This window comes from Acinetobacter sp. YH12046 (assembly GCF_013419905.1).
In the GTDB taxonomy this organism is placed as follows: domain Bacteria; phylum Pseudomonadota; class Gammaproteobacteria; order Pseudomonadales; family Moraxellaceae; genus Acinetobacter.
The window spans coordinates 1-16,945 of the sequence record NZ_VOZF01000005.1; the positions used below are offsets into that span (position 1 = coordinate 1).

Genomic DNA, 16,945 nt, shown 5'->3' on the forward strand with positions numbered 1-16,945 from the left:
GAATAATTCAAGTGAATTTGTTTGAAAGAAGAACTTTAAAAGCTTTATTTTCACCCGATAAAATACCCATAAAACAAGAGGAAGCTCATTTGAGCTTCCTCTTGTGAAAAATTGTGGGACAGCAATGGGCTTAAGGCCCCTTTTCTTCATCCTGAATCTTTAAATCAAGCTTCTGCCGGATTCGTCAATTCTGTCATTGGCCAACGTGGAGTTGTGGTCACAGCCAAACCATCTTGCTGTCCGGCTTTTAGACGTTGATAACCCGCAAAGGCAATCATCGCACCATTATCGGTACACAGCGCAGGTTCTGCATAGTACACGGTGGCTTTGATTTTCGCCAAGTCTGCTTCCAGGCGTTCACGTAAACGCTTGTTGGCACTTACACCACCAGCAATCACCAGACGTTTTAAGCCAGTCTGTTTCAATGCCTTCACTGATTTTTTAACAAGTGTATCGACAATGGCTTCCTGGAAGCTCGCAGCGATATCTGCATCACGTCTTTCTTCACCGAGTTTCTTCATTTGAACAGAAACTGCAGTTTTTAAACCACTGAATGAAAACTCCAAACCTTGATGCAGCATTGGACGTGGGAAAGCAAAGGCGTTCGGATCGCCCTGCTCAGCTAGTCTGGAAATATTCGGGCCGCCCGGATATGGCAGACCCATCATTTTCGCAACTTTATCAAATGCTTCACCCGCCGCATCATCAATCGATTCACCGAGTAATTCATATTGTCCAATGCCATAAGCGGCCATGAGCTGTGAGTGACCACCAGACACCAGTAATGCCACAAATGGAAATTCTGGTGGCGTTTTAGAAAGTAATGGTGCCAGCATATGACCTTCCATATGGTGCACACCAATTGCCGGTTTATTTAAGGCAAAGGCCAAAGTCCGACCAAACAGTGCGCCAGTCATTAACGCGCCCATCAGGCCCGGACCACGGGTATAGGCCACCGCATCAATTTCTGATTTTTTGATGCCACTTTGTTCAAGCAGTTCATTCAGTAAGGGAATGAGTTTACGCACATGGTCGCGCGAAGCCAGTTCTGGTACGACGCCGCCATATTCAGCATGCAGTTTAATCTGGCTGTACAGCACCTGTCCGCGCAAACCCAACTCGCTGTCATACAGCGCAAGTCCTGTTTCATCACACGACGTTTCCAAGCCTAAAACGATCATTAAACTGCCTATAACCTGTATCAAATCTATTGCAGCAACTATTATAGACTTGTGATATGAGATGTAAATGAGTAAAATACTGACCTTCACTTGTGATCGAGGGCAATTCGGCCCTGATCTTATCCATAACTTAATGAGGATTCTTCATGCCACAAGTTAAATTGAAAGAAGGCGAACCAGTAGACGTAGCTATCCGTCGTTTCAAACGCTCATGCGAAAAAGCGGGTGTTCTTGCTGACGTTCGTAAACGTGAATTCTACGAAAAACCAACTCAAGAACGTAAACGTAAAAAAGCTGCTGCTGTTAAACGCTACCAAAAGAAATTGGCGCGTGAATCAGTACGTACTACTCGCCTTTACTAAGATTAATTTGTGATTGACTGCTTGGAATAAATAATGACTACTTTAAAAAACCAGATTACTGACGTATTGAAAGCCACCATGCGTGCCAAAGATATGTCAAAGTTGACGGTCATTCGTAGTCTGCAAGCAGCAATTAAGCAAATCGAAGTCGATGAGCGTAAAGAACTTGACGATGCTCAAGTTCTTGCGGTCATTGAAAAGCAAATTAAACAACGTAAAGAATCGATCAAAGCCTTTGAAGGCGCTGGTCGAGATGATTTAGCTAGTAAGGAACAAGCCGAAGTTGAGGTTCTCTCTCAATTTCTACCAGAAGCTATGACTGAGGAAGAACTTGATTCCCTGATTGCGCAAATAATTGAAGCGCAACAAGCTACTAGCATGAAAGATATGGGTAAGGTGATGAATTCTCTGCGTCCGCTCATAGCCGGGCGCGCCGATCCTGCACAAGTTTCAGCAAAAATTAAAGCAAAACTTGCTTAATTCCCCCATTCTATTTCAAATCTAAATCTGCGTTGAACTGCCTCCATTCCGGACAGTTCTCAGCATTTTCTTATTTATTCTTACTGTAAATTACAATCCACATTATAACGTTTCAGCAACTGCATCTCTTTTGAAGATTTTACCTGCAGTATGACATCCTGCTTGCCTACATTTTGATACTGACGATCCAGATAAGCCCGGTTCTGGTCTGCCGCTTTATATAAACGATCCACATAGCGCTGCACAATCGCGCAAAACTGCTGATTCTGCGATGCGCTAAAACCCTGCTGCTGTGGATTTAAACCTTTTAAAAACTGGCGTGATTCTTTTTGATAATCAGCATTAATCTGCTCAACGGACTGTACGTATTCTGCTGCACTAGCCGCCAATACATTACCGCCGTACCCCAATATCAATAAACCCAATAATATTTTTTTCATAAAATAATTAAAATAGACAACTTAGCTTTGCCCGGATTGTAGCGTGATTTAGTGAACTTCGGCTATATCTACTGAAGCTAAAAATCATTAGAAAAATAGACTTAAATTTTAAACTGTCGCGTTTGCTGCATCTGTTTTAAACGCTGGCCAATCGTTGCCGATAAAGACTGATTGCCTTTGCTGATGCGTTGAGCATGTATTAAGGACTTAATCGCAGTTTCTTCATAGCCTGACCAGTACTCCACTTCAGCCCGATAACGCAAGACATTCGCGGCTTTTATCGATGAATCAGGTGCTGCATTCGCTGCCAGTTGCATTAATCTCCAGCCACTAACATCACGGGTATTGCTATTTAAAAAGCGCTGCACAATCGTTCTGGCCTGATCAGGCTGTTTAGCACGAATCAGGGTTTCAGCATATTTATAATTTAAAGCACGGTTCTCCGGCATGATCCGTGCGGCTGAACTAATGCTTTTTAGCGCATTATCCAGCTGATTTTGTCCCAGATAAATATCAGTTTGAAATAACACCTGCAAAGGATGCATGTTATTGTGCTTTTTGGCTTGATCCAGTGCGACTTGTGCCGCCTGAAAGTCTCCCTGCTGAAGCTGATAAGCCGTTAAAGCCAGCTGGCCAGGAAAATCATTGCGTTGCACCATCAAGTTGAGCTGTTGTTCAGTGGTCTGACGTGACAGTACCCGTGTATACCATTTAATGATTTCAAAATCCTGATCATTTAAATTACGCTTAACCGCAGGCAACTGATTGGCACGCAAACGCGCTTCACTCATACGCTCAGTAGTTAAAGGATGCGTCAGCCAGAAATCTGGCATAAAGCTTAAACGGCTAGTGGACCGATGCATCACTTCAAAGAAATCCGCCATACTGTGCGGACTGTATCCGGCAGCATACATATATTGCATTCCGATCCGGTCCGCCTCACGTTCCTGATTACGGCTATAAGTTAATTGCTGATCAAGTAGTGCTGCCTGAGAACCCATCATCACTGCTGCACCGGCATCACCATCTGCCTGTGAAGCGACTAATGCACCCACCAGAATCCCTGCTAGGGCCAACAGTCCTTGTCCTTTAAAGGTTTCTTGCGAACGACTGTAATGACGTTGTGTAACATGTGCAATTTCATGTGCCATCACCCCTGCCACTTCATCCGTATTTCGAGCAGAATTAATCAAACCCGCATTTAGGGCAAATAACCCACCGGGTACTGCAAAAGCATTAATTTGCGGATCATTGATTAGCATTAAACCAATCGGTTGCTGTAATTTGGTCTGACTGAGAATGTGGGAAAATACGGAAAGCAACTGATCTTCAAGCCATGGATTCTGAATCACAGGCATTTGTTTCTGGACTTGACGATAGACCTTTTCGCCGATCATTTGTTCTTTTTGCTGATCGATCAATCCGACGCCCGCACCAATATCCGGTACAGAAAATTGTGCAGCAGGCTGATTAAAATAATTATTATCACTATGTCCTGCCGTTGCACACAGACCTAACCCGCACGCCAATACCAAACGTTTCAATGAAAAATCTCTAAAATTCAGTTTCAACCTGTCTCGAATATAGCATCGAAAAATGAGCATTGATGCAGGAAAATGTTATTTAATATTACTTAGATGAACCAATCACTTGCGGATTCACCACATAGCGTGGCACCCGCCCTTCAAGTACATCAACCAGATTCTGATAAGCCAGCTCAGCCATTTTTCGACGTGTCGCCACTGTGGCCGAACCGACATGGGGCAAGGTAATGACATTATCCAGTTCAAATAATTCTGATTCTTTTAAAGGCTCTTTCTCATAAACATCCAGACCCGCAGCAAAGATTTGGTTGGCTTTTAAAGCTTCGATCAAAGCCTGCTCATCAATCACAGGCCCACGGGAGATATTTACCAGCACCGCATGTGGCTGCATCTGTGCCAGTTGTTCTGCTCCAATCAGTGCTTTTGACTCAGCATTTAAATCCACGGTAACCACCACGAAATCTGAGCGCTGCAAAAGCTCATTCAGAGAACAATACTGTGCACTGAGCCCTTGAGCCAATTCCGGTTTTTCATGGCGATTATGGTACAAGATATTCATATTGAAACCGTAAAATCCACGGCGTGCAACTGCTGCCCCAATATGCCCTAGCCCGATTATCCCCAGCGTTTTTCCGAAAATATCCATACCAAACTGTGCTTCACGTGTCGTGCGGTGCCATTGTCCCTGTTTGGTCCAGTGATCCAGATAAGCCACTTTGCGTGCAGCTGCCATTAACAGCGTAAATCCCAGATCTGCCGTGGTTTCAGTCAGGACATGGGGGGTATTGGTCAGATAGATATTTTTTTCATTCAGATAATCAACTTCATAGTTGTCATACCCTACACTGACACTAGAAATGATTTTAAGTCGGGTTGCTGGTGCCAGATTATCGCGATTGAGCAACCTTCCTGCCCCGATCATGCCATCGGCATCCCGCACATGTTCCAGCAACTGCTCATGCACATTGCCCAGTTTCGGCTGTAAAGTTACTACATTAAAATTTTGTTCGAGTTTTTTTTGGACATCCTGATCGATCTGGCTAAATACAATCACTTTTTGCTTCATATGTCCCTATTCCACATCAATATTATTCTGAGTTCGCTGGCCTGTTTTGCATAAATTGCCATAAGCGTTTTTTAAGTATGGGCTGATCCAGCATTTCCTGTAAAGATGCCAGTTGAATCATTTTATTATGTGTCACATGCGGAATAGAGCCAAGGGAAATGATATTTTTTTCCAGGCTCATCATGTCCAGAAAACCCTGAATATAAGATTCAACACCTCGGCCATCTTGTAGATTCATCCATGGAAATGGCCAGTTTAATTCATAAAATTCACTTTGCAGAGCACACTGGATATTGCTCCATAAATGCTGGGTTTGCTCGGTCATTTCTGTGGCATCGATGACAATCGTGCAATGTTCCAAGCTTAAAGCCTGCAAGTTGAATGGCGGAATATGCAGAATTTCCCGCTGTTCCTGAATTGATGCAACAATTACTGGTACTTCACTTTTAACTTCAGCTTTTGCTTCAACTGTAACAGGCTCAGGCGCAATTAAAGGAGCTTTTTCTACCGGAGCAATCTGAGTCGGTTGTGGCAGGATGATTTCGCTATGTAATTCTGCTGGGGCCTGATCACGCCAGATCGAAACCTGATGCTGCTGACATACGTCGCCCTTGGGAATCCAGATATCGATTCCTAATGTTGCCAGTATGTCACGCTGATGCCCAATCATCTTTTCTTCATCACCTATTTCAGGTTGAACATTTTAACGGGATTCGCTTTTCTTTGCCGAACTATTTCCAGCTTTTCACTCTCTTTCTTGAGTCATTTTAACTCAGAATAGAAATCAATTTATAAGATTACTTTTTTCTACTGCAAGTTGGCTTATAGATCAGTTCTTGAAAAACTGGAGTTAAATACATCTTATTAATTTAAAAATACTAGATAATCATCAAGCTGTTTTTCTTAAGCATTTGCTGGGTAATTTCATTGGATTCAAAACCCAAGCGCCAGTACAGAAGTTCCATTACATCCAGCTCATCCTGGGTCATGATCCGGTCGCTCCACAGGCAAACTTCTGCAATACCCAACATGCTCAAACGATCACGTAATAACAATCCTGCAATATCATTTAAAATCTCAGCCAAATCAATCGGCTCATCTGAGATTTCACTATACAGATCAAGTTCTCTTGGGCTAAGAATACGATTTAAAATCTTTTCCCGAACCTCTAGCTGATTATCGCTGTTAATCTGCTGCACATGCAGCAAGGCATCAATCAGACGTACAATCTGTGGTTTGACTTCATCTAAAGACGTCGGTGTATGCATCGGCAGCAAATTCAGTTCATACTTCACCCGTTCTAGCAATAAGGCATCCAGCAAACCGATTTCACCATCTTCCTGAATAATCCTTGCCAGCTTCATTAAAAACTGCCGTGCCACCGTGGTAGGCATTCCACCAATATTTTTACAGGCCTGCTGGAAAATCGAGATATGTACCCGTCCATCCAGATTTAATAATGAATCAATAATCGCACGACTGACCTCTGCCTCGGTTGGAATAAACTCACGATATTGCCGGATCATCAGAATCGCGACCATCACCTCACGTGAACCGGTCGAAGTTTGCAAAGCACGCTCAATCAGTTCCGGACGCGGCATATTGGCACGTAGTTCAGGATTCAATGGCTTGATGGCATCTTTAATGGCGAAGCTAATTGGAGACAAGCGTAACAAAGGCAAAGGCTGTGGGGATTCCCAGACTGCTGTGCTTTCAGGTACGACATCTTCCAATGAGCGGAACAGACTAAACAAAGGCTGGTTTTTTAATTTCTTCAGATTTTCAAGCTGCAGATCCTGAATCAAGGCAGGATTTAATTCATAAATACGCTGATTAATATTCGGATGAATATTCAACCAGTTCTGTGGACTTAAAGAATTGGCAAAACACATATGTGAAATGGATTCGGCATATTCACTATAGATCTGTGATCCTGAATGATGCACATGAATGCGCAATAAAGTCTGAATATTGGCATCATTCTGAATCAGGCGTCGGGTTTTCTGGTCATTTTTATAGGTACGTCCGCCCAATGAAATATATTTAATAAAACGTGTAATCAAAATACCCAAGCTGCCAATCAACCAGATGACTGCTCCGATTGAGACATAGAAGGTTTCAAACTTGTTTTCCCGAGGTACATCATTTCGATAAAACCCCAACTTCGCAATCTTGCTGCCCCACTGGCTAAAAGTGGTCAGACTGCTATATAGAATTTTCAGGCGGGTATTTTCAGCTGTTTCACCAGATAGAATCTTGTTAAATTCATGACTGAGCAAGCCATAAAGTTCAATTTCATCAAGAGTTTGTAATGCACCCCAAGTCAGAATAATAGCAGTATCACGTGGACTAAAACCCGCTGTTAATGCATTGACCCCCACTTCATTCGGCAGGACATACATAGCTGGCGGTTCAATCAGGAACGTATCTGCCAGTTGAGTATTGATCCGTAGTGCAGCACTTTCTTCCGGAATACTTTCCATTTGGTTCAGTCGACGCGCGCCCATTTGCTGGGCTAAAGAATAGCCGCCGGCACGAAACGTATAAAATTCATAGATGACCGAAATAATCATCAAGAACAAAACCAGTGCTACCAGATAAGGACTAAGGACATGCCACCATATCGACTGGCCAGGATCAGCATAGAAAACAAACAGGCCAACCACTGTATTGATAATCAGAACTGTTAATAGTATCGCAATCAGACAAAAGCTGGCTAGCAATAGCATATTCTTGTTTTTGACCAAAGCATATCCTACGCTTTTCAATCTACCACCCTAACTGATCTGGTCTTTCCTTGGGCTCATCATAAAACAAAAAAGCGGGAAATTCCCGCTTTTTCATCATGATTTTAATTGCTTAGACTTCGCGTACACCGGTCAGGTCAACTGATGCTGCATCAATATTCACATCAATAAAATTGTCGCCTTTTTTGGCGCCATCACTGCGTTTTTGCTCTAATTGATCGAGGTATTCAGCATTGATTCCACCTGCGACATACACACCATCAAATACAGAACAGTCAAATTCACGCAAATGAGGAACTTTTTTGGTACGTACTGCATCTTTCAGGTCTTCCAGATCTTGGAAAATCAGACGGTCAGCACCAATGATTTCACGGATTTCTTCTACACTGCGTTCAGAAGCGATCAGTTCAGATTTCGCCGGCATATCAATACCGTATACGTTTGGATATTTCACCATAGGTGCCGCAGAAGCGAAGAATACTTTTTTCGCACCCGCATCACGTGCCATCTGAATAATTTCATTACAAGTCGTACCACGCACAATCGAGTCATCGACCAGTAGAACGTTTTTGCCCTGGAACTCGAGCTCAACCGGGTTCAGTTTTTGACGTACTGATTTTTTACGCAGTTGCTGACCTGGCATAATGAAGGTACGACCGATATAACGGTTTTTCATGAAACCTTCACGGAATTTCACGCCTAGCATATTGGCTAATTCTAATGCCGAAGTACGCGAAGTATCCGGAATTGGAATCACCACATCGATGTCATGCTCATCGCCCCACTCGCGCAGGATTTTTTGTGCCAGTTTCTCACCCATTTTCAAACGGGCTTTATACACAGAGATCCCATCAATAGTTGCATCTGGACGAGCAAAGTACACATATTCAAAAATACATGGACGATATTCTGGATTCGCTGCACATTGCTGGGTAAAGAAGTTACCGTCAGAATCAATGAAAACTGCTTCACCTGGTTCGATATCACGTTCAACCTTAAAGCCTAGTGCCGTAATCGCTACAGATTCAGAAGCAATGATATATTCCATACCACTTTCTGTTTCGCGCGAACCGTAAATTAATGGACGGATACCGTTTGGATCACGGAAGCCTACCAGACCTTGACCGGTAATCATCGCAACAACGGCATATCCACCTTTACAACGCTCATGTACACGCGTTACAGCCTGAAAAATATCTTCAGAGGTAGGTACCAGCTTGCCACGTTTTTGTAATTCGTGCGCCAGTACGTTTAGTAGCACTTCTGAATCTGAATCAGTATTCATGTGACGCAGATCAGTTTTAAACAGGTCATCATGAATTTCTTCAGCATTGGTCAGGTTACCGTTATGCGCCAGCGTAATCCCATAAGGTGAGTTTACGTAGAATGGTTGCGCTTCGGCACTGCTTGAAGTACCCGCCGTTGGGTAACGCACATGACCAATACCATAATTACCCTGTAAAGCACGCATATGACGGGTATGGAATACATCACGGACCATACCGACATCTTTACGCAGGAACAGGCGGCCTTCCTGACAAGTCACAATCCCAGCTGCATCTTGTCCACGATGTTGTAACATCGTTAATGCATCAAACAACATTTGGTTAACAGGTGATTTACCAGCTATACCAACTACTCCACACATAGCAACCTCGCAGACAAGCTAGGATTAATAAAAAGGATTATTCGTTGACGCATCTGAACTCTTGGCCTTGGATGCCGGTTCAGATGAGGAATCTGAAGGTTTCTGTGCCCCTTCAGACTTGATATGTTGCAGGGCGCCATTTGCGGCTTCTTTGGAGAGCTCTGTTGCCCAAGGCGCATATGGCAATAAGACCTGTATAAATTTGGACTGCTTCCAGTGCGGCGAACTTTCCACCCAAGGGCCAATCCCCTGCATGGTAATCAGAACAATCAGCAAACCTTTCAGGCTACCGAAAACACCGCCCGCAAGACGATTCAGCGGACCGAGTTTCAGGGTTTTTAAAATGCGGTTGAGCAGAAAGGTGACAATCCAGGTGAGTACCACAATCATCAGAACGATAAAGGCAAAGGCTGCAATCTTCTGTACCACTGGATCTGTACTGAGAGCAACCATTGAGGGCGCAAGTAGTGTTGAATATTTCGCCGCAATAATCAAGGCAAAAATCCATCCCACTAAGTTCGCAAAGGCTTTAATAAATCCTTGGCGCAAACCGTTGAGCCCTCCAATGAGCAAGATAATCAGTAGAAAGATATCAATGGCATTCATAGGATTTAAAGCGCGGCTACACAGTCTTTAACCAGTTCCGGCCCAGTATATATGAGGCCACTATAGACTTGTACAAGGCTTGCACCAGCTTTTTTCTTGGCCAGCGCATCCGCACCTGAAAGAATACCACCCACACCAATCAATGGAATTTGTCCCTTTAATTCCTCTGCAAATGCAGCCAGACATGCCGTGCTTTTCTCAAAGACTGGCGCGCCTGATAAACCGCCCGCTTCTTCTGCATGCTCCAGACCTTCCACACCTTCACGTGACAATGTGGTATTGGTCACGATCAGACCATCAATCTTGTATTGCAATAACTGCTTGGCAATAAAGGCAATATCTTCAGCTTCAAGATCCGGTGCAACTTTTAATACCAGAGGAACGTAATGCTGATGTTCCTGAGCCAGTTCCAGCTGACGATTCTTCAGCGTTTCCAGCAATTCAGTCAGTGCATCGCCACTTTGTAAACTGCGCAGGTTCTTGGTATTTGGAGAAGAAATATTAACGGTGATATAGGAAGCATAATTATAGACTTTTTCTAAACAAATAAGGTAATCATCTACTGCTTTTTCTACCGGAGTATCAGCGTTTTTACCGATATTGATTCCCAGTACACCTTTAAATTTTGCAGCTTTAACGTTTTCAATCAGTTTGTCCACACCATCATTATTAAAACCCATACGGTTAATAATCGCTTTGGCTTTCGGAAGACGGAATAAACGTGGATGAGGATTACCAGGTTGCGGGCGTGGAGTAATGGTACCAATTTCAATAAAACCAAAGCCTTGACTGGCCAAGGCATCAATATAGGCACCATTTTTATCTAACCCTGCTGCAAGACCGACCGGATTAGGAAATTCGATTCCCATACAGGTCACAGGTTTCACAGCAACATTTTGACGCATCATGCCCATTTTATGGGATGATTTTAATAGTGATAGTGTCAGCTCATGTGCACGCTCTGGTGCTAAAGAAAACAACAAAGGGCGGGCTAGAGAATACAACATATCTAGAAAAGTCTACTGCTTTTTAAGTCGGCATATTATAGGCATAGGCTGACAAAAAAACCATGCTTTGCAAATCTTTATTTTTACCAGTTATTGCACAGTCGCTGTTAATTTAATCTGCCCTGCTTCATTATTTAGTTCCATTTTCTCGATACTTAGCCCCATTTGTGCCAACTGTGTCAGGAAGTTGGCCAGCACAGAATAATTTTCATGAGACAGCATCAACTGAATTTTTCCATCCATTTGCTGTGATGCGACCGACAGCCCTTGTTGCTGAGCAATACGCTGCACTTTTTCTGCTGCATCTAATTGCAAGTCTCCTGCCGGCTTCATAGTAACAGCATTGCTTTGCATCCAGACCAGCGTATCTTTTAGATCATTTAAACGTTTCTGCTGGGTATCTGCTGCCTGATGCATTGCCCAGAGTGCACTCGCAACAGCGGTCACCAGCACAAAGATTGTGGTAAAGATTACCAGAATGCGTTCACGTGCTGACAAACGATCCAGATAATCGGTCAGTTTTTCAATTTGCAGATCCATGCGGTTCTGTAAGGTTTCAATAGCTTTCATTATTGTATTTTCACCAGCCCTACGGCGCCTGTTCCATTCGCCTGTATATTCCCCAATTCTACTTTAAAGCCCTGCTGCCCCAGTTGCTTGGTCAAAGTATTTAAACTTTCAGATGAATTGGACTGTAACTGCAGACTCAATCCAGACGGATCATAATTGACACGCTGTGCCACAATCTGGTTTTGCATCAACACCGGCCCGACTCGGCTAATGAGCTGCAAAGCCTGAGTATCCGCAGTCTGACTTTGACGAAGCTGGGCTTCAAACTGACTTTTAATATTCTGCTCAGTGACCGGATAATTTTGTCCGAACCAATATTTAAACTGGTCAATCGCCTGCATCGCAGTGGTATTGGCGACTTTTTTATATTGATACCAGCGCACCGCATCATAAGTAAACTGTAGTACTAAAATCCCAAGAAAAACCGCCGCACAGGCTTTCCAGTAACCGGAAACAGTATGATCCGATTTACCCTTTGGCAGGATATTAAATGGATGCTGTTTCAGTTTTTTTAGCATTGGCAACGTATATTGGAACGAGTTTAATTGTTCACGTGTTGCTACCGCTTCTAAACTGCTCATTTGTTCAGGGCTGAGATTGCTGACCTGATATTCCAGATCTTTAGACTGAAAATCCAGATAAAGGCTCAGATCATCCACTGACTGGCCGATATATTCAGCTTCACGTACCAGCAAATGCCCACCAATTTGTGCAATAACGCGCTGCTGCGCATGTTCAGGCACTGGCAAAACCAGAAAGTCTGGCAATAATGCAGCGAGTTTAACAGGAATCAAATTCAGGGCATGCTGCAAAGTTTCAACTGTAGAATTTGCAATCCCCAGAATACTGATCTGGTCAGGCTGCTGAAAATGATGCAGCACTTTCATGGTATCGACAGGCAGTACTACATATTCTTCTAACAGATATTTAATGCCATCATTGCCCATTTTTTTATATTGGCTCTTTGGCAAAGTCTGCTGCAAAATTTGCACATGACGACTTGGAAAAAAGACCGTCGCCTCTTCTCCATGATAAGCCTGAATATCCTGAATCAGCTGCTCAAGTGTTGCAGCAGTGTTCCAGAACTCCCCCTTTGACCATTGCCAAACCCCATTGGCTTCCGGCATCCATAAATACAACATCGATTGTGTTCTACCGTTTTAATTGGTTTTTATACTGTTGGAATAAAGCTTTTAACTTGTGTTGATAAGCCTGGTGCAATCACGGCCTGATCATAAATACGTGCTTCTGATAAATGAAATGGATGAAAAGACTCAGTCACGAGAATGGAGGCAATATGCGCCACAACATTCATATGACAAACCACCGCAATGGACTCATACGGCAACTGCGATAACCATTCAACTGCAACTTTAGCATCATCATCAGGCTTGATGGTATTACAGATCACCACGGGCACATCTTTAAAATAGTGCTGTAAATGCGCCAGAGTTTCCTGCGCACGCAATAAAGGACTGACCACAAATACTTCCGGTTTAATGATGTCCTTTAAATACTGCGCTGTCTGTTCCGCCTGGTGATGCCCGCGTTCCGTTAGGGGACGTTTGCTATCATTCCCACTCACTGGTGGCGCGGCTTCGCCATGTCGCACTAAAGTCAGTTGCATCTTATTCCCTATTTATTTTGTCGCTACGGTCATCAGTCAGCATTATAATCATCGCTCTTCCTGTGTTATAGATCAGACTTGATGATGTGGCAAGACAAATTCCACATCACTGCGATGACCATTTTTCATCAAAGATAAAGCGATCGTCAGCGGCGGCGCTCCTTCAAAGATCACTTCATACAAGGCAGTTGTAATCGGCATATAAACATCCAGCTCTTCTGAACGCGCTTTTACCTGCACAATGGTGTTGATCCCTTCCGCAGTTTGACCCAGTTCAGTCGTCGCCTGCTCTAAGGTTTTACCCTTACCTAATGCATAACCGACCTGATAGTTACGACTCAGCGGACTGTTACAAGTGGCAAATAGATCACCTACACCAGAAAGCCCCAAGAAAGTTAGCGGATTTGCACCCAGCTTGACTGCAAATCGGCTCATTTCAGCTAGCGCACGAGTTAGAATCATACTTTTGGTATTTTCACCGACATTATAGGCAGCCGCCATTCCCATCGCGACCGCATAAATATTTTTCAATGCGCCACCCAGTTCTACGCCATGCACATCATCACTGGCAAAGACACGGAATAATGCACTATGGAGTGCCTGTTGCACTGCATAACGTACCAGTTCAGATTCACTGGCAATCACCGTACCTGCCGGCTGACCTGCGACAATTTCTTTGGCCAGGTTTGGACCAGACAGCACACCATAAGGCACTTCCGGTAGTTCTTCACGAATGATGTCACTCATAAAGCTGAAGGTATTGGCTTCGATCCCTTTTGTCAGGGAAATCACCGCTTGAGAGGTTATAAAGGGCTTGATCTGCTGCAACACATCACGGAAAGAATGGCTTGGAATCGCGACTAGAATAATATCGCGATCACGAACAGCCTTCTCCAGATCGGACACAGCAAGCAGATTTTCTTCCAGCTTAAAATCCGGTAGATAGCGTTTATTGATATGTGTTGCATTAATATCTTCAGCTACTTCCGGATCACGAATCCAGATCATGGTATCGCAGCCATTTCGAACCGCGGTATTGGCCATTGCAGTACCAAAACTACCACCGCCTAAAACTGTAATTCTTAAAGCCGTATTCTGGTTGACCACTACCGGTTCAATCAAATCGGTAAAATTTAATTCTGACATCTTGTTTTCTAATATCCTGTGTCTTGAAATGCCTTAGTTTTGATTCCAATAACTTACATAATTCTGGGTCTGGATTTCAGCACGTGGTGCAATCGCTTTTGCCGCCGTACCGATATAGATAATGCCAGAAACCAGATCATCCTTACCAATGCCGAGCGACTGCTTGAAAAATTTTGATTCTACTACTGCGCCACTACGCCACATAGTTGAAAAACCTTGAGCCTGCAAAGACAGCAAGAAGTTTTGAATAGCGGCACCTGAACTCAAAATCTGCTCAAAATGTGGCACTTTCGGATGATCCTGCAAACGGGTTAATGCCAGTACCAGCAAAGGTGCACGAAAAGGATGATTCTTGACCCGTTCAATCTGAGCTGATTCAGTTTGACCCAGATCTATCAGTGCTTGCGATAACAGTTCACCAAATGCTTCACGTTGCGCATCCGGGATGATCACAAAAGTGGTAGGTTTTAACCGGTGATGATCCGGTGCTGTCAAAGCAGCTTTAAATGCCATTTCTAACTGTTCTGCATTCGGCGCAGGTGCCAGCAAATGTCCTATTGATTGACGTTGGTGAATATTTTGATGAACGATGTCGACCACAGATTCCGTCATTGCTTTATAGATCTATAACTTAAAAACTACGGTCAAGATTAGCATATTCCACTAACAATACTCTAGAAACTTGCAAATACCTCTACCCCGAAAATATTTAAGGAAGATTACAATATTTTCCGTGGAATCAATAAAATGTCTCTTTCATTCACTTTTCTCTCATAGAGCAACATCAAAAATTGCCAAACTTATACAACAGCTCCTAATTCTGTGCTTTTTACTGTGTTTCAATATTCCCAGTTCTGTTTTCAAGCGAGATTTTATGATGAAAAAAACAATTGCGATCAGCGGATTAGCAGCTTCAGCTCTACTTTTAACTGCCTGTGCATCTAACCCGACTTCAGTAGCGGTTCAAAAGGAAAATAATCAGTTTGAAGTAACAGGATTAGGTAAAAACCAGTTAACCTCTAAAAATAATGCAGTGAATGCAGCCAGCAAAACATGTGGCTCTAAAGCAACTGCGATTATTCTGGATGAAAAAACTTCTTATAATGGTGCACTAAAAGGTGTAGTCGATGAACAGACCGGACAAATGATTCAGGCTGCTGCGACTGTATTAGGCAATATTGCCGGCACCAACACCGGATTGAACCAGAATGATGATTATCAGACTGTTTTAACGTTCCGCTGTGAAGCCAAATAAGCTTCAACATATGCAGTAATAAAAAACCGCTCTTAAAGAGCGGTTTTTTTGCAGTTTAGATTAGCAATAGCCTTCCAAACGGGTCAGCGGTAATTTTTGTCCAATCGCTTTTTCAATCTCTGGCAAATAGAACGCATCATCTTCCGCCAGGAAACTGATACTTACACCACGCGTTCCCGCACGACCAGTACGACCAATACGGTGTACGTAATCATCGGACTGTTCAGGTAAAGTGAAGTTAATCACATGAGATACGCCATCCACATGAATACCACGACCGGCAACGTCTGTCGCAATCATGATGTTATGTTTACCATTTTTGAACTGGTCTAACATTTTTAAGCGTTTGTCTTGGGCAATTTCACCTGACAGCATTACCACCTTATAACCATCACGTTTTAAATGATCATATAGCTTACGTACCTGATCACGACGGTTAGCGAAAATCATGACCTTTTCAATCGGCTCATCACGCAGAATGTCTTGCAGCAACTTATATTTGTCTGCTTTCGCCACCATATACACACGCTGTTCTACGTCGGCATTGGTTTTTTTCTCTGGCTCAATTTCGACAGTGACCGGTTCAAATAACCATTGCTGTGCCAGATTCAAGACATCATAGCTAAAAGTTGCAGAGAACATCAGCGTCTGACGCTGCTCTTTGCGTGGCGAGAAACGCACAATACGTTTTACTGATGGAATAAAACCCATATCCAGTAGACGGTCAGCTTCATCAATCACCAGGAATTCAATCTGATCCAGCCAGACTTCTTTTTGCTCGACAAAATCAATCAGACGCCCTGGAGTAGCAACCATGATATCCACTGGCGCTTTATCCAATTGAGCTTTCTGCTTGTCAAAATCTACACCACCTAGAAGTGTTACGACACTCAGGTCAGTAAACTTGGTCAGCTCATGCGCGTCGCTTTCGATTTGCAGGGCAAGTTCACGTGTTGGTGCCAGAATCAGTGCACGCGGTTCACCACGATAACGCTGTTCTTTTACCGGATTATTCAGCAAGTCATTAATCACGCTAATCAGGAATGCGGCTGTTTTACCCGTACCCGTTTGTGCACGACCAATAGCATCATGTCCTGCCAAGGTGAATTTTAAAACCTTCTGCTGAATCGGCGTCATGGAAGTAAAGCCTAAAGCATCAATTGCCTTTTTCAGTTGGGGATGTAAATTTAAGGTTTCAAAACCAGATGACATAAAGCGCTGCTCTAATTTGATAATCACTAAGATGGAATAGTATAAACAAAAAAC

General features: G+C 43.4%; 18 protein-coding genes. 3 read left to right on the top strand and 15 right to left on the bottom strand.

The features are described 5' to 3' along the window. Window positions 1-164: 164 nt before the first annotated feature. The gene (tsaD, locus tag FTU03_RS05065; RefSeq protein ID WP_004782431.1) at window positions 165-1,181 is read right to left on the bottom strand and encodes a tRNA (adenosine(37)-N6)-threonylcarbamoyltransferase complex transferase subunit TsaD; all 1,017 of its coding nucleotides are present in this window, start codon (window positions 1,179-1,181) and stop codon (window positions 165-167) included. A 146-nt stretch (window positions 1,182-1,327) separates the two neighbouring features. Between tsaD and rpsU the strand changes: the two genes are divergently transcribed. Together rpsU and FTU03_RS05075 are read left to right on the top strand one after the other, a co-directional pair. Continuing rightward, the gene (rpsU, locus tag FTU03_RS05070) at window positions 1,328-1,543 is read left to right on the top strand and encodes a 30S ribosomal protein S21 (RefSeq protein WP_001136722.1); all 216 of its coding nucleotides are present in this window, start codon (window positions 1,328-1,330) and stop codon (window positions 1,541-1,543) included. 33 nt (window positions 1,544-1,576) lie between these two features. Then, the gene (locus tag FTU03_RS05075) at window positions 1,577-2,023 is read left to right on the top strand and encodes a GatB/YqeY domain-containing protein (protein ID WP_004782432.1); all 447 of its coding nucleotides are present in this window, start codon (window positions 1,577-1,579) and stop codon (window positions 2,021-2,023) included. An 80-nt stretch (window positions 2,024-2,103) separates the two neighbouring features. Here FTU03_RS05075 and FTU03_RS05080 read toward each other — a convergent pair whose 3' ends face one another. The 13 genes from FTU03_RS05080 to FTU03_RS05140 all read right to left on the bottom strand — a co-directional run bounded on the left by FTU03_RS05080 (window position 2,104) and on the right by FTU03_RS05140 (window position 15,036). Next, on the bottom strand, window positions 2,104-2,463 hold the full coding sequence (locus tag FTU03_RS05080) for a hypothetical protein (RefSeq protein WP_004782434.1): 360 nt from the start codon (window positions 2,461-2,463) through the stop codon (window positions 2,104-2,106). A 101-nt stretch (window positions 2,464-2,564) separates the two neighbouring features. Beyond that, a complete protein-coding gene (locus FTU03_RS05085) occupies window positions 2,565-4,007 on the bottom strand; it encodes a M48 family metalloprotease (protein WP_171521883.1) in 1,443 nt (480 codons plus the stop codon). 85 nt (window positions 4,008-4,092) lie between these two features. After that, entirely contained in the window at window positions 4,093-5,073 is a 981-nt protein-coding gene (locus tag FTU03_RS05090) for a D-glycerate dehydrogenase (RefSeq protein ID WP_004782439.1), read from the bottom strand. Between the two features lie 22 nt (window positions 5,074-5,095). Continuing rightward, window positions 5,096-5,743, bottom strand: coding sequence for a hypothetical protein (locus FTU03_RS05095; protein ID WP_179992287.1), 648 nt, complete (start codon window positions 5,741-5,743; stop codon window positions 5,096-5,098). Window positions 5,744-5,951: 208 nt separating this feature from the next. After that, entirely contained in the window at window positions 5,952-7,841 is a 1,890-nt protein-coding gene (locus FTU03_RS05100; RefSeq protein ID WP_171431267.1) for a M48 family metalloprotease, read from the bottom strand. Between the two features lie 91 nt (window positions 7,842-7,932). Then, window positions 7,933-9,468 carry an amidophosphoribosyltransferase gene (purF, locus tag FTU03_RS05105; RefSeq protein WP_179992286.1) on the bottom strand — a complete coding sequence of 512 codons (1,536 nt, stop codon included), beginning with the start codon at window positions 9,466-9,468 and terminating at the stop codon, window positions 7,933-7,935. Between the two features lie 24 nt (window positions 9,469-9,492). Beyond that, entirely contained in the window at window positions 9,493-10,074 is a 582-nt protein-coding gene (locus tag FTU03_RS05110) for a CvpA family protein (RefSeq protein WP_005235088.1), read from the bottom strand. Between the two features lie 5 nt (window positions 10,075-10,079). Further along, complete coding sequence (locus FTU03_RS05115; RefSeq protein ID WP_005235085.1) at window positions 10,080-11,081, bottom strand: quinone-dependent dihydroorotate dehydrogenase; 1,002 nt, start codon at window positions 11,079-11,081, stop codon at window positions 10,080-10,082. 90 nt (window positions 11,082-11,171) lie between these two features. Beyond that, window positions 11,172-11,651 (bottom strand): type II secretion system protein GspM, encoded by a 480-nt coding sequence (gene gspM / locus FTU03_RS05120; RefSeq protein WP_004782448.1) that lies wholly within the window; start codon window positions 11,649-11,651, stop codon window positions 11,172-11,174. Beyond that, window positions 11,651-12,793 carry a type II secretion system protein GspL gene (gene gspL, locus FTU03_RS05125; RefSeq protein ID WP_179992285.1) on the bottom strand — a complete coding sequence of 381 codons (1,143 nt, stop codon included), beginning with the start codon at window positions 12,791-12,793 and terminating at the stop codon, window positions 11,651-11,653. The genes gspM and gspL overlap by 1 nt, the downstream gene beginning before the upstream one ends. 29 nt (window positions 12,794-12,822) lie before the next feature. After that, the gene (locus FTU03_RS05130; RefSeq protein WP_179992284.1) at window positions 12,823-13,278 is read right to left on the bottom strand and encodes a histidine phosphatase family protein; all 456 of its coding nucleotides are present in this window, start codon (window positions 13,276-13,278) and stop codon (window positions 12,823-12,825) included. 72 nt (window positions 13,279-13,350) lie between these two features. Next, window positions 13,351-14,424 (bottom strand): NAD(P)H-dependent glycerol-3-phosphate dehydrogenase, encoded by a 1,074-nt coding sequence (locus tag FTU03_RS05135; protein WP_034704062.1) that lies wholly within the window; start codon window positions 14,422-14,424, stop codon window positions 13,351-13,353. 33 nt (window positions 14,425-14,457) lie between these two features. Next, a complete protein-coding gene (locus tag FTU03_RS05140; protein ID WP_034169994.1) occupies window positions 14,458-15,036 on the bottom strand; it encodes a nitroreductase family protein in 579 nt (192 codons plus the stop codon). Window positions 15,037-15,301: 265 nt separating this feature from the next. Between FTU03_RS05140 and FTU03_RS05145 the strand changes: the two genes are divergently transcribed. Then, window positions 15,302-15,679, top strand: a complete 378-nt coding sequence (locus tag FTU03_RS05145) for a hypothetical protein (RefSeq protein ID WP_171505595.1) — start codon at window positions 15,302-15,304, stop codon at window positions 15,677-15,679. Between the two features lie 60 nt (window positions 15,680-15,739). Here FTU03_RS05145 and rhlB read toward each other — a convergent pair whose 3' ends face one another. Then, a complete protein-coding gene (gene rhlB, locus FTU03_RS05150; RefSeq protein WP_004782458.1) occupies window positions 15,740-16,891 on the bottom strand; it encodes an ATP-dependent RNA helicase RhlB in 1,152 nt (383 codons plus the stop codon). Window positions 16,892-16,945: the final 54 nt, after the last annotated feature.